This window comes from Streptomyces sp. 1331.2 (genome assembly GCF_900199205.1).
Classification (GTDB): Bacteria; Actinomycetota; Actinomycetes; order Streptomycetales; family Streptomycetaceae; genus Kitasatospora.
Map to the genome: position 1 here is coordinate 5,495,293 of NZ_OBMJ01000001.1, position 13,555 is coordinate 5,508,847.

The following is a 13,555-nucleotide window of genomic DNA, read 5'->3' on the forward strand; positions in this document are numbered from 1 at the left end:
CGCTGCCAGACGAAAGGGCGGGCCCCCTCCACACGGAGGGGGCCCGCCCTTTCGCGCTACGAGGAGGCCGGTTACGGCAGGGCCAGCATCCGGTCCAGCGCCGCCTTGGCGTACTTCTCGGTCTCCGGGTCGACGGTGATCACGTTCGGCACCCGGCCCTCGACCAGCGACTCCAGCGCCCAGACGAGGTGCGGGAGGTCGATCCGGTTCATGGTCGAGCAGAAGCAGACCGCGCGGTCCAGGAAGACGATCTCCTTGTCCGGGTGCGCCTTGGCCAGGCGGCGGACGAGGTTCAGCTCGGTGCCGATGGCCCACTTGGTGCCGGGCTCGGCGGCGTCCAGCGCCTTGATGATGTACTCGGTCGAGCCCACCATGTCGGCGGCCGCGACGACCTCGTGCTTGCACTCGGGGTGCACCAGGACGGTCACGCCGGGGATCCGCTCGCGGACGTCGTTCACCGAGTCCAGGCTGAACCGGCCGTGCACCGAGCAGTGGCCGCGCCAGAGGATCATCTTCGCGTCGCGCAGCTGCTCGGCGGTCAGGCCGCCGTTCGGCCGGTGCGGGTTGTAGACCACGCAGTCGTCCAGCGAGAAGCCCATGTCGCGGACCGCGGTGTTGCGGCCGAGGTGCTGGTCGGGCAGGAACAGCACCTTCTGGCCCTGCTCGAACGCCCACTCCAGCGCGCGCTTGGCGTTGGAGGAGGTGCAGATGGTGCCGCCGTGCCGGCCGGTGAAGGCCTTGATGTCGGCGGAGGAGTTCATGTACGAGACCGGGACGGTCACGTCGGCTATGCCGGCGTCGGTCAGCACGTCCCAGCACTCGGCGACCTGCTCGGCGGTGGCCATGTCGGCCATCGAGCAGCCGGCGGCGAGGTCCGGCAGGACGACCTGCTGGGCGTCACCGGTGAGGATGTCCGCGGACTCGGCCATGAAGTGCACGCCGCAGAAGACGATGTACTCGGCCTCGGGGCGGGCGGCCGCGTCGCGGGCGAGCTTGAAGGAGTCGCCGGTGACGTCGGCGAACTCGATCACCTCGTCGCGCTGGTAGTGGTGGCCGAGGATGAAAACGCGGTCGCCGAGCGCGGCCTTGGCCGCCCGGGCGCGCTCGACGAGGTTCGGGTCGGAAGCCGGGGGGAGGTCACCGGGGCACTCGACGCCGCGCTCGCTGTTCGGGTCGGCCTCGCGGCCGAGCAGCAGCAGAGCGAGCGGCGTCGGAGTGGGGTCGACGCCGTAGGTCTCGGTGATGGTGGTGGTCACGGGCGGGTGCCCTTCTGTGCGGCCGATCAAGCGGTGAAGCCTTTTCGTCTAACTGACGCTATCTATGATAACCGGTTAGCGTCAGAGTGACGATGGCCATCCTGTCGATGTGACGAGAACCGCTCGCCGAAACGGATGCTTCCGGGCGTATCCGAATCGATATTTCGAAGCCTTCGGGTATGGCTGGGCCATGAAAGCAATCGTCATCAACCGCTACGGCGGCCCCGAAGTGGTCGAGTACACCGATCTGCCCGACCCCAAGGTCGGCCCGGACTCGGTTCTGGTGGAGGTCCGGGCGGCCGGGGTGAACCCGGTGGACTGGAAGGTCCGGGAGGGCGCCCTGGACGGCGTGCTGGACGCCCACTTCCCCCTGGTCATGGGCTGGGACGCGGCCGGGGTGGTCCGTGCGGTCGGCGGCGGGGTCACCGAGTTCGCCCCGGGCGACGAGGTCTACGGCTACGTCCGCAAGGACGCCGTCGAGCACGGCACCTACGCCGAGCTGGTCTCCGCGCCCGTCCGCACCCTCGCCCGCAAGCCGGCCGCCCTGGACTGGGCGCAGGCGGGCGGCCTGCCGCTGGCCGGGCTCAGCGCGCTGCAGGCCCTGAAGGCGCTGCGGCTCGCCGAGGGGGAGACCGTCCTGGTGCACGCCGCGGCGGGCGGGGTCGGCCACCTGGCCGTGCAGCTGGCCCGGGCCCGCGGCGCCCGGGTGATCGGCACCGCGGCCGAGCACAACCACGACTACCTGCGCGGCCTGGGCGCCGAGCCGGTCGTCCACGGCGAGGGACTGGCCGACCGCGTCCGTGCACTGGCCCCGGACGGGGTGGACGCGGCCCTCGACCTGGTCGGCCGCGGCGCCGTGCAGGTCTCGGCCGGCCTGGTGGCCGACCCCGGCCGGATCGCCTCGATCGTCGATTTCGGGGTCAAGGCCCTCGGCGGCCGGTACGTCTGGGTCCGCCCGGATGCCGAGGGCCTGGCCGAACTCGCCGCGCTCGCCGACGACGGCCGGCTGACCGTCACCGTCGCCTCCACCTTCCCGCTGGCCCAGGCCGCCTCCGCCCAGGCGCTCAGCGCGGAGGGCCGCACCCGGGGCAAGATCGTCCTGATCATGGACTAGGGCCTGTCCGGCGGATCTTGCCGGGCGCACGACGCCGGATCATCCCGCCTGGACGCACGCCCGAATCGTCCGAGTACACCCAGTACGAGGGCGATTCGGGCGCACGCCCAGACGGGCGCGAAGTGGGGGTACCTCCCGGCCGAAGGCTGGGGGAGCCGCGCGCTGATCCGACAAGATCCGCCGGACAGGCCCTAGAGCACGGCTGACGGTCGCCCACTCGTCATCCGTCGGCGGTGAACTCGTTCAGGTCATCCGCCAGAATGGTGGCGAACCGTTTCGGCAGGGGTCGGCCGTGGTCGGCCATGGTCGCCACCACCGGGATGCGCCCCGCCGAACCCCGCACGACCCGTGGAGCCCCGCACCGATGAGCAGCAGCCGAGCGCACGAGGTGGTCGGGGCCGACCTGGACGAGACCGACCGGCTGCTGCTCGCCCGCCTCGGCCGCGACGGCCGCGCCTCGTACGCCGAGATCGGCCTGCAGGTGAACCTCTCCGCCACCGCCGTGCGCCGGCGGATCGACCGGCTGCGGGCGCGCGGCGTGGTGCGGGGCTTCACCGTGGTGCTCGACCCGGCCGTCCTCGGCTGGCAGACCGAGGCCTTCGTCGAGGTCTACTGCCGCGAGCGCACCGCCCCCGAGGAGATCCTGGCCAGCCTGCGGCAGTTCCCCGAGGTCGTCGCCGCCTGGACGGTCACCGGCGATCCGGACGCCCTGGTCCACCTGAGAGCCGCCGACATGCGCCATCTGGAGGCCGTCATCGAGCGCATCCGGCGCGAGCCCGGAGTCCAGCGCAGCCGCTCCTCGGTGGTCCTCTCCCAGCTCATCGGCTGAACCCGGAAAGCGTACGCAGGAATCCTGCGCGCACCCGTCCGAAGACGCTCGAAACCTGCCTGACCAGCCGCGTTCCGACGCGCGGCGGAGTACTCCGGCTGCCTACGCTGATCACGTCCGGTCGTCGCGGTGAAGCCTCCCGCCGACCGGGCCGGATCCTCACCCCGACCCCACAGCCGAGAGGGACCAGCCGTGTCCGCATCCCCCGACCGCATGCACCGGCCCGACAACGAACTGGTCGACCTGGTTTTCGACTACATGCGGGAGCGGCTGCAGTACGACCCCGTACCGCTCGACCACCCCGGTGACGGCGAGCACCTGCGCGCCCAGCTGTCCGGCCTGCTGAACCAGGACGGCAACAACCCGGTCGACGTCCTCAAGCTCTACGACCACGAGCTGTCCCGGGCCGTCATCTCCGCCGACAGCCCGCGCTACCTGTCCTTCATCCCGTGCGCCCCGACCAAGGCCGCGCTGCTGTTCGACATGGTCGTCTCCTGCGCCTCGCTGCAGGGCATCTCCTGGCTGGAGGCGGCCGGCGCGATCGCCGCCGAGAACCAGGTGCTGCGCCTGATCGCCGACCGCGCGGGCCTGCCCGGGACGGCCGGCGGCTGCTTCGTCTCCGGCGGCTCGGCGGGCAACCTCTCCGCCCTGGTGGTCGCCCGCGACACCGCCCGCCGCCGCCTCGGCGTCGGCCCGGAGGCGCGACTGCGGATAGCCGTCGCCGACCAGGTCCACTCCTCGGTCAAGAACACCTTCAACATCATCGGCGTCGAGGCCTTCAAGGTCCCGACCGTCGACCGGCGGTTCACCGGCGAGGCGCTGCGCGCCGCGCTGGCCGCCGACCCGAACCCGGAGACGGTGATCGCCGTCGTCGGCACCGGCGGCACCACCAACGAGGGCATCGTCGACGACCTGGCCGGCCTGGCCGAGGTCGCCCGCGAGCGCGACCTGTGGTTCCACGTGGACGGCGCCTACGGCGGCGCGGGCCTCTTCGCCCCCTCGGTGCGCGAGCGCTACAACGGCATCGAGCACGCCGACTCCTTCGTGGTCGACCCGCACAAGTGGCTGTTCGCCCCCTTCGACTGCGCCGCGCTGATCTACCGGAACCCGCAGCTCGCCCGCGCCGTGCACACCCAGGACGCCTCCTACCTGGACGTCCTGCACACCGAGGGCGACGAGTGGAACCCCACCGACTACGCCTACCACCTGACCCGGCGCGCCCGCGGCCTGCCGCTCTGGTTCTCGCTGGCCGTGCACGGCGTCCAGGCCTACACCGACGCCATCGAGGCCGGCCTCACGCTCGCCCGGGACACCGCGCAGCTGATCCGCGAGACCGACTACCTGGAGCTGCTGTTCGACCCGCAGCTCTCCGCGGTCTGCTTCAAGCGCAAGGGCTGGACCAACGACGACTACTACCGCTGGTCGCAGCAGCTGCTCGCGGACCAGATCGGCTTCGTCACCCCCACCGGCTGGGACGGCGAGACGGTCGCCCGCTTCGCCTTCCTGCACCCGGGCACGACCATGGAGATGGTCAAGGAGATCCTGGACACCATGGCCTGATCGAGGCTCCCGGCTCAGAGGCTCCGACGTACGGCCCCACCGGCTCCCGGTAGGGCCGTACGCATTGCCGCACCCTGCGGCACCGCAGGCCTACAGGAACGCCCCGCTCGGCAGGTACGGCGTCGGCGGTCGCATCCCGCGCACCCCGACGAAGCCCCCGGCCCGCGGTGTCAGCCCGACCTCCAGGCCGACGTCCAGCGCCCACTCCTGCTCCGCGGTGAGGAATTCGAGCCGGGCCTCGACGTCGTACGGCACCCGGGCCAGCGCCTCGCGCAGCAGCCGGGCGGCGATCCGCTTGCTGGTGGCCGCCAGCAGCTTCACCGCGCCGCCGTCCCGGTAGCAGTAGCCGCTGCCGGCCAGCGCGTCGGCGATCAGCAGCTCCTCGAAGTGGCCCAGCATCAGCTCGTGGTCGGGCCCGTGCGCGGAGCCGCGCAGCCGGCGGTCCACCGAGTCCAGCAGGTGCAGGTGGGTGGCGTTGCCGCGGTGCACCGGAATGTCCCCGGGGTCGAGCAGCCCCTCCCGGTCGACCCGCCCGGACAGCCGCATCGCCGGGTGCAGGGTGAACCCGGCCATCCGGTAGCGGCGCGCCGCCGCCGCGGAGTCCGAGGCGCAGACCATCCCGCGCAGACAGCCCCGGGCGTGCGTCGCCGCCCGGTCCAGCAGCAGCCGCCCGACGCCCTTGCCCTGCGCGGACGGCCGCACCGCGTACAGGGACGGCGACCACAGTCCCTCCCGGCGCATCGACAGCACCACCCCGACCGGCTCCCCGCCGCTCTCGGCCAGCCAGCAGCCCCCCGGGTCGGTGCGCGCCAGGTGTCTGGTCCGCGCCAGCTGGAGCGGCGTCGGCCGCGGCGCCGGCCCGGCACCGGCGGGGTCGGTGAACGCGGCGGCGGACAGCTCCTGGACGGCCTCCGCGTCCGCGGCGGTGTCCCTGACCGGGCGAAGGATCATGGGCACCATCCTGGCAGTCCGGCGGGCCGCCGCGGGGCCGGTTCGCACCGATCCGCACCCGGGGCGGTGACCGTCCCTGCCGGGTTGTGCGAGCATGGGGAGCGTAGGGGCCACGGGTGGCACACCCGTCCCGCGGGTAACCAGCCGCGAACAGGCCGCAGAAATCCATCGCCGTCCGGAAATGAATCCGGACGACCGGTGGTTGGCACTGGCGGCAGACCGTCGTCAAAGACCGGGAGAAAGCAGATGACCGTCCAGGACGAGACCACCGTCGAGAGTGGCATCCTCCTTACCGATGCCGCCGCGGCCAAGGTCAAGGCCCTGCTGGAGCAGGAAGGCCGCGAGGACCTGGCGCTGCGCGTCGCCGTCCAGCCCGGCGGCTGCTCCGGCCTGCGTTACCAGCTGTTCTTCGACGAGCGCTCGCTCGACGGCGACGTGATCAAGGACTTCGACGGTGTGAAGGTCGTCACCGACCGGATGAGCGCCCCGTACCTGGGCGGCGCCACCGTCGACTTCGTCGACACCATCGAGAAGCAGGGCTTCACCATCGACAACCCGAACGCCACCGGCTCCTGCGCCTGCGGCGACTCGTTCAGCTAAGCCCGCTGCGAAAGGCGGCCCCGGGTGCTCCCGGGGCCGCCTTTTCGTTTCGGCCTGCGCGGGGGTGTGCCCACCCGCTCCTGGTCGGCCTGCTACTGGCCGGCGATGTCCGGGGCCACCGGGTCCGGTCCGGCGTGCGGGTCGCCCTCCAGCGGCAGCTCCTGCCCGCTGGTCCGGTCCACCACCGTCCGCCCGGCCAGCGGCGAGCGCAGGTCGGCCGAGACCGACTGCCGCTTGGCCAGCGCGTTGCAGACCTGCCCGGGCTGTACGGCCGGCGGGCCCGGCACGACCGTCACGTCCACCCGGCCCGGCTGCGACTCGTCCGCCTTCAGCGCGTACTTCGTGCAGACCCCGCCGAAGAAGTACACGGTCAGCTTGGTGGTGCCGTCCACCCGGTAGGCGACCGGCGGGCGGGTCGGCGGGGTCGAACCGTTCGGGTTGGGCTCGCCCGGCGCGATCCCGTTGCCCGGGGGAGTGGCCGGATCGGGCTTCCCGGGCGGCGGCGAAGCCGGGGTGGGGTCGAAGCCGGTCGGCGGCGTGGCCGGCTGGGTGGCGCCCGAGGGGCTGCCCGGCTCGGCGGTCGCGGACGGGCTGCCGGGGGGCGTCGGGGCCTGCGGGGAGGCGCTCGCCGAGGCCGAGGCACCGGCCGCGGCCGAGTCCGAGGCGGGCTTGCCGCCGCCGTCGCAACCGGCCACCGTCATCACCGTCGCCAGCGCCAGACCCGCCAGGGCCAGGGCCCGCCGACCGCGCCGCGGCATCGTCTCCAGATCCATCTGCACATCCTCCCGAGGGCTCAGCGGCGCCGCCTCCTCGGCCGCTCCGCGCGGATGTGACGTGCTCCGGACCGATCCGGTTCCGCCGCGGATCCGGTACGGCTTCAGAGGCCGTACTCGGGCATTCCGGCGACCACCCGCCGAGCCCCGGAGGGGACCCGGAAACCGGCGGACACCGGGGCCGTGGGCTCCGGGCCGGCCGTCAGCTGGGGCCAGAACCGGCGCAGCCGTCGGGAGGAGTCCACCAGGGCGTCCAGGGTCTCGCCGTCCTCGGCGCGCAGGCCGGGCACAGGGGAGTGGTCGGTCGTCATCGGGCATCGCTCCGATCCAGGGCCGTGGCCGCACTGCCACGGTCGACGTCGGGGCCCACCCGCGCGGCGGGCCTCCTGAGGCCGACCCTAGGCCGGGGTTCGGGCCGCCCACCAGTGCTACCCGGAGGTAGTACACGTTCGACGGCAACGGGTGCCACCATGGCCGAGCGGGCGGCAACTTGGGCCACTCCTGCCTGGCCGCGTCGCCCGGCCGGGTACCGTAAGTGGGTTCGCCCCTGCATGCCCGCTGGCCCAGTAGCCATCCTGAGGAGACCTTCCGTGCGTATCGCCGTCGCCGGCTCGATCGCCACCGACCACCTGATGACGTTCCCCGGCCGGTTCGCCGACCAGCTCGTCGCCGAGCAGCTGCACACCGTGTCGCTGTCCTTCCTGGTCGACACCCTGGACATCCGCCGCGGCGGGGTCGCGCCGAACATCGCCTTCGGCATGGGCGTGCTCGGGCTCCGCCCGGTCCTGGTCGGCGCCGCCGGTGCGGACTTCGCCGAGTACCGCAGCTGGCTGGAGCGCAACAACGTGGACTGCGACTCCGTCCACATCTCCGAGACCCGGCACACGGCCCGCTTCATGTGCACCACGGACGAGGACCACAACCAGATCGCCTCGTTCTACACCGGTGCCATGGCCGAGGCCCGCAGCATCGAGCTGAAGCCGATCGCCGACCGCGTCGGCGGCCTGGACCTCGTCCTGATCGGCGCCGACGACCCGCAGGGCATGGTCCGCCACACCCAGGAGTGCCGCACCCGCGGCTACGCCTTCGCCGCCGACCCCTCCCAGCAGCTGGCCCGCCTGGACGGCCACGACATCCGCGAGATCGTGGACGGCGCCGCGTACCTCTTCACCAACGAGTACGAGGCCGCGCTGATCGAGACCAAGACCGGCTGGGACGCCGAGGAGCTGCTGACCCGCGTCGGCACCCGGATCACCACCCTGGGCAGCAAGGGCGTCCGGATCGAGCGCAAGGGCGAGGCCCCGATCCTGGTCGGCTGCGCCAAGGAGGACGCGAAGGTCGACCCGACCGGCGTCGGCGACGCCTTCCGGGCCGGCTTCCTCGCCGGCCTGTCCTGGGAGCTCGACCTGGAGCGCTCCGCCCAGCTCGGCTGCATGCTCGCCACCCTGGTGATCGAGACCGTCGGCACCCAGGAGTACGAGCTGCGCCCGGCCGCCTTCCTCAAGCGCTTCGAGGACACCTACGGCGCCGAGGCGGCCGCCGAGATCCGCGCGCGCCTGGTCAAGTAGTACGCCGGACGACGAGGTAGGCCGAGCCCCGGTCGCCGCCGTAGTCGGCGGCCGGGGCCTCGCCCGCGTACTCCTGCCCGCGCATCTCGCACCAGGCCGGGATGTCCAGTCGGGCCGCCTCGTCGTCCGCCAGCACGACCACCGTGCCGCCCGGCGGCACCTCGCCGATCCGCTTCGCCAACTCGATCACCGGCAGCGGGCACCGCTTGCCCAGGGCGTCGATGACGAGGGTGGCGGCCTCCGCCGTCGCCTTCGGCGCCGGCAGGTCCAGCCCCAGCGGCGCCCGGACCCCGGCCACCAGGTCGGGCAGCACGGCGAGGAAGCGCTCCACGTCGGCCTCGGCCGTCCCGTACGGCAGCGAGACCCGGACGTTCCCCTCGGTGAGCACCCCCATCGCGGCCAGCACATGGCTGGGCGTCAGGGTGGAGGAGGTGCAGGAGGAGCCGGAGGAGACCGCGAAGCCCGCCCGGTCCAGCTCGGTCAGCAGCACCTCGCCGTCCACGTACAGGCAGGAGAAGGTGACGATGTGCGGCAGCCGCCGCACCGGGTCGCCGACCACCTCGACCTCGGGCACCAGCTGCGGCACCCGGGCCCGGATCCGCTCCACCAGCGCGTGCAGCCGGGCGTTCTCCTGCTCCGCCTCGGCCCGTACGGCCCGCAGCGAGGCGGCCGCGGCCACGATCGCCGGGACGTTGACGTAGCCGGGCACCCGGCCGCCCTCGCGCTCGTCGGCGGGCAGCGGCGAGGCGTACCGGACGCCCTTGCGCACCGCCAGCACCCCGACCCCTGGCGGGCCGCCCCACTTGTGGGCGCTCGCGGTCAGCAGTGACCAGCCGGCCGGGACGTCCACCCGCCCGGCGCTCTGCGCCGCGTCGACCAGCAGCGGGACGCCGGCGTCGGCGCACAGCGCGGCGACCTCGCCGACCGGCTGGACGGTGCCCACCTCGTGGTTGGCGCTCTGCAGCGCGGCCAGGGCGGTGTCCGGGCGCAGCAGCGCGCCGAAGGCCTCCGGGTCGACCCGGCCGCCCCGGTCCACCGGGACCACCGAGACCTCCCCGCCCGCGGCCTCGTGGCGCTCGGCGACGTGCAGCACGCTGGAGTGCTCCACCGCCGAGTGCACCAGGTGGCCGCCGCGCCGCCGGTTCCCGGCCAGGGCGCCCAGCAGGCCGAGTTGGACGGCCTGCGTCCCGCTCGCGGTGAAGGCGATCTCGTCGGCCCGGGCGCCGAGCACCGCGGCGACCGTCTCCCGGGCGGCGTCGAGCAGCATCCGGGCCTGCCGGCCGGAGCGGTACAGCCGGGCCGGATCGGCCCAGCCCTCGTCCAGGGCGGCGGTCAGTGCCTGCCGCGCGACGGGGTGCAGAGGGGCCGTCGAGGCCGCGTCGAAGTACACGGTCACATTTAACGCCACACCCCGGGCGCGTTCCGGCCCGGCCGCACGGCTCACCCACCGTCAGTCGATCACCCCGAATGTCCGCTTCGTCCGCGTCCGACGGATCGTCACGGCCGTTGTTCGAGGTCATCCCCCGATCGGGCGTACGGACCTCGGATGCCTACGATGACCTGCGGCGCAGCCCCCACCGGCCCTGATCGGGCTACCGGGCGGCGCGTTACCGGGGGCTGCCCGTCAGGAGCGCATAAGGCTGGAGTAGGGTTTGGCCCGCATAAGCATTCAAACCGTGCCCGTGGACGGGTCGCCGGGGAGGCTCACACTCCTCCCCGGGGCGACGCGAAGGCGGGCGAGACTTCGGGAAGGCGCTACGTGAGTCCCAACGGCTCCGACCGCTCGCCGCGGCGCACGATGCGGCGGAAGCTGCCTCAGGCGCTGGCACTGGGCCTCGTCATCGCGACCGCCACCGGCTGCTCGGCCAACGACCTCCCCAGGCTTGGCCTCCCGAGCCCCGTCACCAAGGAAGGGCCGATGGTCCTCCAGATGTGGCAGGGGTCCTGGATCGCGGCGCTGGTGGTCGGCGTACTGATGTGGGGTCTGATCATCTGGAGCGTGATCTTCCACCGGCGCAAGCGCACCGGTGTGGAGGTCCCCCCGCAGACCCGGTACAACGTGCCCATCGAGGCGCTCTACACCGCGGTCCCCATCATCATCGTTTCGGTGCTCTTCTACTTCGTTGCCCGCGACGAGAGCAAGCTGACCGCCGTCTCCGAGAAGCCGCAGCACTACGTCAACGTGGTCGGCTTCCAGTGGAGCTGGGCGTTCAACTACGAGAACACCGAGACCCCTGACCCGGCCAACAAGGACGCCGCCTACGAGGTCGGCACTCCCAAGGACGCTCCGACGCTCTGGCTGCCGGTCAACGAGACGGTCCAGTTCCGTCTCACCTCGCGTGACGTCATCCACGACTTCTGGCCCGTCAACTTCATGATGAAGATGGACGTCGTGCCGGGCGTGGTGAACAAGTTCGAGGTCACCCCGACCGTCAAGGGCGAGTACATGGGCAAGTGTGCCGAGCTCTGCGGCACCGACCACTCGCGCATGCTGTTCAACGTCAAGGTCGTCGATCGCGCCGACTACGACAAGCACCTGGCCGAGCTTCGCGCCAAGGGCCAGAACGGTGCGGTGCCCTCCGGCCTCATCACCATGGGAAGTGAAGAGAAGTGACCATCCTCAACGAGCCCGCCGCGGCCGGCGGGGGCGCCGAGGCCGTCACGGTCGGGGCGCAGCGGACCCGGAAGCCGGGTTCGACCATCATCAAGTGGCTGACCACCACTGACCACAAGACGATCGGCACCCTGTACCTGGGCACGTCGTTCGCCTTCTTCCTGATCGGTGGCATCCTCGCCCTGGTCATGCGTGCCGAGCTGGCTCGTCCCGGGACCCAGATCCTGTCGAACGAGCAGTTCAACCAGGCGTTCACGATGCACGGCACGATCATGCTGCTGATGTTCGCGACGCCGCTGTTCGCGGGCTTCGCGAACTGGATCATGCCGCTGCAGATCGGCGCCCCGGACGTGGCGTTCCCGCGTCTGAACATGTTCGCGTACTGGCTGTACCTCTTCGGTTCGACCATCGCGGTCTGCGGCTTCCTGACCCCGAACGGCGCCGCCAACTTCGGTTGGTTCGCCTACTCCCCGCTGTCGGACGCGGTGCACTCGCCCGGCGTCGGCGGCGACATGTGGATCATGGGTCTGGCCTTCTCCGGCTTCGGCACGATCCTCGGTGCGGTCAACTTCATCACCACGATCATCTGCATGCGCGCCCCGGGCATGACGATGTTCCGGATGTCGATCTTCGTCTGGAACGTCCTGCTGACCTCGGTGCTGGTCCTGCTGGCCTTCCCGGTCCTGGCCGCCGCGCTGTTCGCCCTGGAGGCCGACCGCAAGTTCGGTGCCCACGTTTTCGACCCGGCCAACGGCGGGGCGATGCTCTGGCAGCACCTGTTCTGGTTCTTCGGCCACCCCGAGGTGTACATCATCGCGCTGCCGTTCTTCGGCATCGTGTCGGAGATCATCCCGGTCTTCAGCCGCAAGCCGATGTTCGGCTACTCCGGTCTGATCGCGGCCACCATCGCGATCGCCGGTCTGTCCGTGACGGTGTGGGCGCACCACATGTACGTCACCGGACAGGTCCTGCTGCCGTTCTTCTCGTTCATGACCTTCCTGATCGCGGTCCCGACCGGTGTGAAGTTCTTCAACTGGGTCGGCACCATGTGGAAGGGCTCGCTGAGCTTCGAGACCCCGATGCTCTGGACGGTCGGCTTCCTGGTCACCTTCCTCTTCGGTGGTCTGACCGGTGTCCTGCTCGCCTCGCCGCCGATCGACTTCCACGTCTCGGACTCGTACTTCGTCGTCGCCCACTTCCACTACGTGGTCTTCGGCACCGTCGTCTTCGCGATGTTCGCCGGCTTCCACTTCTGGTGGCCGAAGATGACCGGCAAGATGCTGGACGAGCGCCTCGGCAAGATCACCTTCTGGACGCTGTTCTTCGGCTTCCACACCACCTTCCTGGTGCAGCACTGGCTCGGCGCGGAGGGCATGCCCCGCCGCTACGCCGACTACCTGGCCTCGGACGGCTTCACCACCCTGAACACCGTCTCGACCATCGGCTCCTTCGTGCTCGGCCTGTCGATCCTGCCGTTCCTCTACAACGTCTGGAAGACCGCCAAGTACGGCGAGAAGGTCACCGTGGACGACCCGTGGGGCTTCGGCCGCTCCCTGGAGTGGGCGACCTCCTGCCCGCCGCCGCGGCACAACTTCCTCACCCTGCCCCGGATCCGCTCCGAATCCCCGGCCTTCGACCTCCACCACCCGGAGATCGCCGCGCTGGACTACCTGGAGAACCACGGTGAGCCGGCCAAGCACCTCGCCGGCGTGACCCCGGCGAAGTACGACGCCCCGAAGCTGGGCAAGGGCAACAAGGAGGGCGACGCCTGATGAAGGAACAGGGAAAGATCTTCCTTGGCCTGTCGGTCTTCGTGCTGGCGATGGCCATCACCTACGGCCTGTGGACCAACAACTCGGGGCCGGGCCTGGAGGCCGCCGGTACCACCGCGCTGTTCCTGGCCTTCGCGCTGTGCGCCTTCATCGGGTACTACCTCGCCTTCACCGCCCGCCGGGTGGACAGCGGCGCGGGTGACAACCCCGAGGCCGAGGTCGCGGACGACGCCGGCGAGCTGGGCTTCTTCGCCCCGCACAGCTGGCAGCCGCTCTCGCTGGCGCTCGGTGGCGCGCTGGCCTTCCTGGGCGTGATCTTCGGCTGGTGGCTGATGTTCTGGGCCGCCCCGATCATCATGATCGGCATCTTCGGATGGGTCTTCGAGTTCTACCGGGGCGAGAACCAGAACCAGTAGGGTTCCCGCTCGCCGACACCAGGGCCGGTCCTCCCGCACGGGGGGACCGGCCCTGGTGCATCTCCTGGGTGACGGCCTCACTCAGCCGGGTGAACGGCGCGT

Annotated in this window: 13 protein-coding genes; 8 read left to right on the top strand and 5 right to left on the bottom strand. The window is 71.5% G+C overall.

The window, feature by feature from the left end; all coding sequences use genetic code 11:
* Positions 1-71: 71 nt before the first annotated feature.
* Positions 72-1,256 carry a quinolinate synthase NadA gene (gene nadA / locus CRP52_RS23625; RefSeq protein WP_373560516.1) on the bottom strand — a complete coding sequence of 395 codons (1,185 nt, stop codon included), beginning with the start codon at positions 1,254-1,256 and terminating at the stop codon, positions 72-74.
* A 190-nt stretch (positions 1,257-1,446) separates the two neighbouring features.
* Between nadA and CRP52_RS23630 the strand changes: the two genes are divergently transcribed.
* The 3 genes from CRP52_RS23630 (at position 1,447) to CRP52_RS23640 (ending at position 4,759) form a co-directional block, all read left to right on the top strand.
* Positions 1,447-2,370, top strand: a complete 924-nt coding sequence (locus tag CRP52_RS23630; RefSeq protein ID WP_097238218.1) for an NADP-dependent oxidoreductase — start codon at positions 1,447-1,449, stop codon at positions 2,368-2,370.
* A gap of 364 nt (positions 2,371-2,734) precedes the next feature.
* A complete protein-coding gene (locus CRP52_RS23635; protein ID WP_051829676.1) occupies positions 2,735-3,199 on the top strand; it encodes an Lrp/AsnC family transcriptional regulator in 465 nt (154 codons plus the stop codon).
* A 192-nt stretch (positions 3,200-3,391) separates the two neighbouring features.
* On the top strand, positions 3,392-4,759 hold the full coding sequence (locus CRP52_RS23640) for a pyridoxal phosphate-dependent decarboxylase family protein (RefSeq protein WP_097238219.1): 1,368 nt from the start codon (positions 3,392-3,394) through the stop codon (positions 4,757-4,759).
* Positions 4,760-4,849: 90 nt separating this feature from the next.
* On the opposite strand, the gene CRP52_RS23645 is transcribed toward CRP52_RS23640, so the two are convergent.
* Complete coding sequence (locus tag CRP52_RS23645) at positions 4,850-5,806, bottom strand: GNAT family N-acetyltransferase (RefSeq protein ID WP_097238220.1); 957 nt, start codon at positions 5,804-5,806, stop codon at positions 4,850-4,852.
* A gap of 150 nt (positions 5,807-5,956) precedes the next feature.
* Here CRP52_RS23645 and erpA point away from each other — a divergent pair, with 150 nt between their 5' ends.
* Entirely contained in the window at positions 5,957-6,310 is a 354-nt protein-coding gene (gene erpA / locus CRP52_RS23650) for an iron-sulfur cluster insertion protein ErpA (RefSeq protein ID WP_049651846.1), read from the top strand.
* 92 nt (positions 6,311-6,402) lie between these two features.
* Here erpA and CRP52_RS23655 read toward each other — a convergent pair whose 3' ends face one another.
* Both CRP52_RS23655 and CRP52_RS23660 read right to left on the bottom strand, forming a co-directional pair.
* The gene (locus tag CRP52_RS23655; protein WP_097238221.1) at positions 6,403-7,083 is read right to left on the bottom strand and encodes a hypothetical protein; all 681 of its coding nucleotides are present in this window, start codon (positions 7,081-7,083) and stop codon (positions 6,403-6,405) included.
* 104 nt (positions 7,084-7,187) lie between these two features.
* Positions 7,188-7,394, bottom strand: coding sequence for a hypothetical protein (locus CRP52_RS23660; RefSeq protein WP_097238222.1), 207 nt, complete (start codon positions 7,392-7,394; stop codon positions 7,188-7,190).
* Between the two features lie 279 nt (positions 7,395-7,673).
* On the opposite strand from CRP52_RS23660, the gene CRP52_RS23665 reads away from it, so the two are divergent.
* Complete coding sequence (locus CRP52_RS23665; RefSeq protein ID WP_097238223.1) at positions 7,674-8,651, top strand: carbohydrate kinase family protein; 978 nt, start codon at positions 7,674-7,676, stop codon at positions 8,649-8,651.
* Here the strand turns inward: CRP52_RS23665 and CRP52_RS23670 are convergent.
* Positions 8,644-10,041, bottom strand: coding sequence for a cysteine desulfurase/sulfurtransferase TusA family protein (locus CRP52_RS23670; RefSeq protein WP_097240292.1), 1,398 nt, complete (start codon positions 10,039-10,041; stop codon positions 8,644-8,646). The two genes, CRP52_RS23665 and CRP52_RS23670, sit on opposite strands and share 8 nt — an antisense overlap.
* Positions 10,042-10,410: 369 nt before the next feature.
* On the opposite strand from CRP52_RS23670, the gene ctaC reads away from it, so the two are divergent.
* Genes ctaC through CRP52_RS23685 form a run of 3 tightly spaced genes read left to right on the top strand, consistent with a single transcriptional unit; the run spans position 10,411 to position 13,453 of the window.
* A complete protein-coding gene (ctaC, locus tag CRP52_RS23675; RefSeq protein WP_097238224.1) occupies positions 10,411-11,265 on the top strand; it encodes an aa3-type cytochrome oxidase subunit II in 855 nt (284 codons plus the stop codon).
* Entirely contained in the window at positions 11,262-13,037 is a 1,776-nt protein-coding gene (gene ctaD / locus CRP52_RS23680; RefSeq protein WP_097238225.1) for an aa3-type cytochrome oxidase subunit I, read from the top strand. The genes ctaC and ctaD overlap by 4 nt, the downstream gene beginning before the upstream one ends.
* Positions 13,037-13,453, top strand: coding sequence for a cytochrome c oxidase subunit 4 (locus CRP52_RS23685; RefSeq protein ID WP_097238226.1), 417 nt, complete (start codon positions 13,037-13,039; stop codon positions 13,451-13,453). Before ctaD ends, CRP52_RS23685 begins: the two co-directional genes overlap by 1 nt.
* The last annotated feature ends 102 nt before the right edge of the window (positions 13,454-13,555 follow it).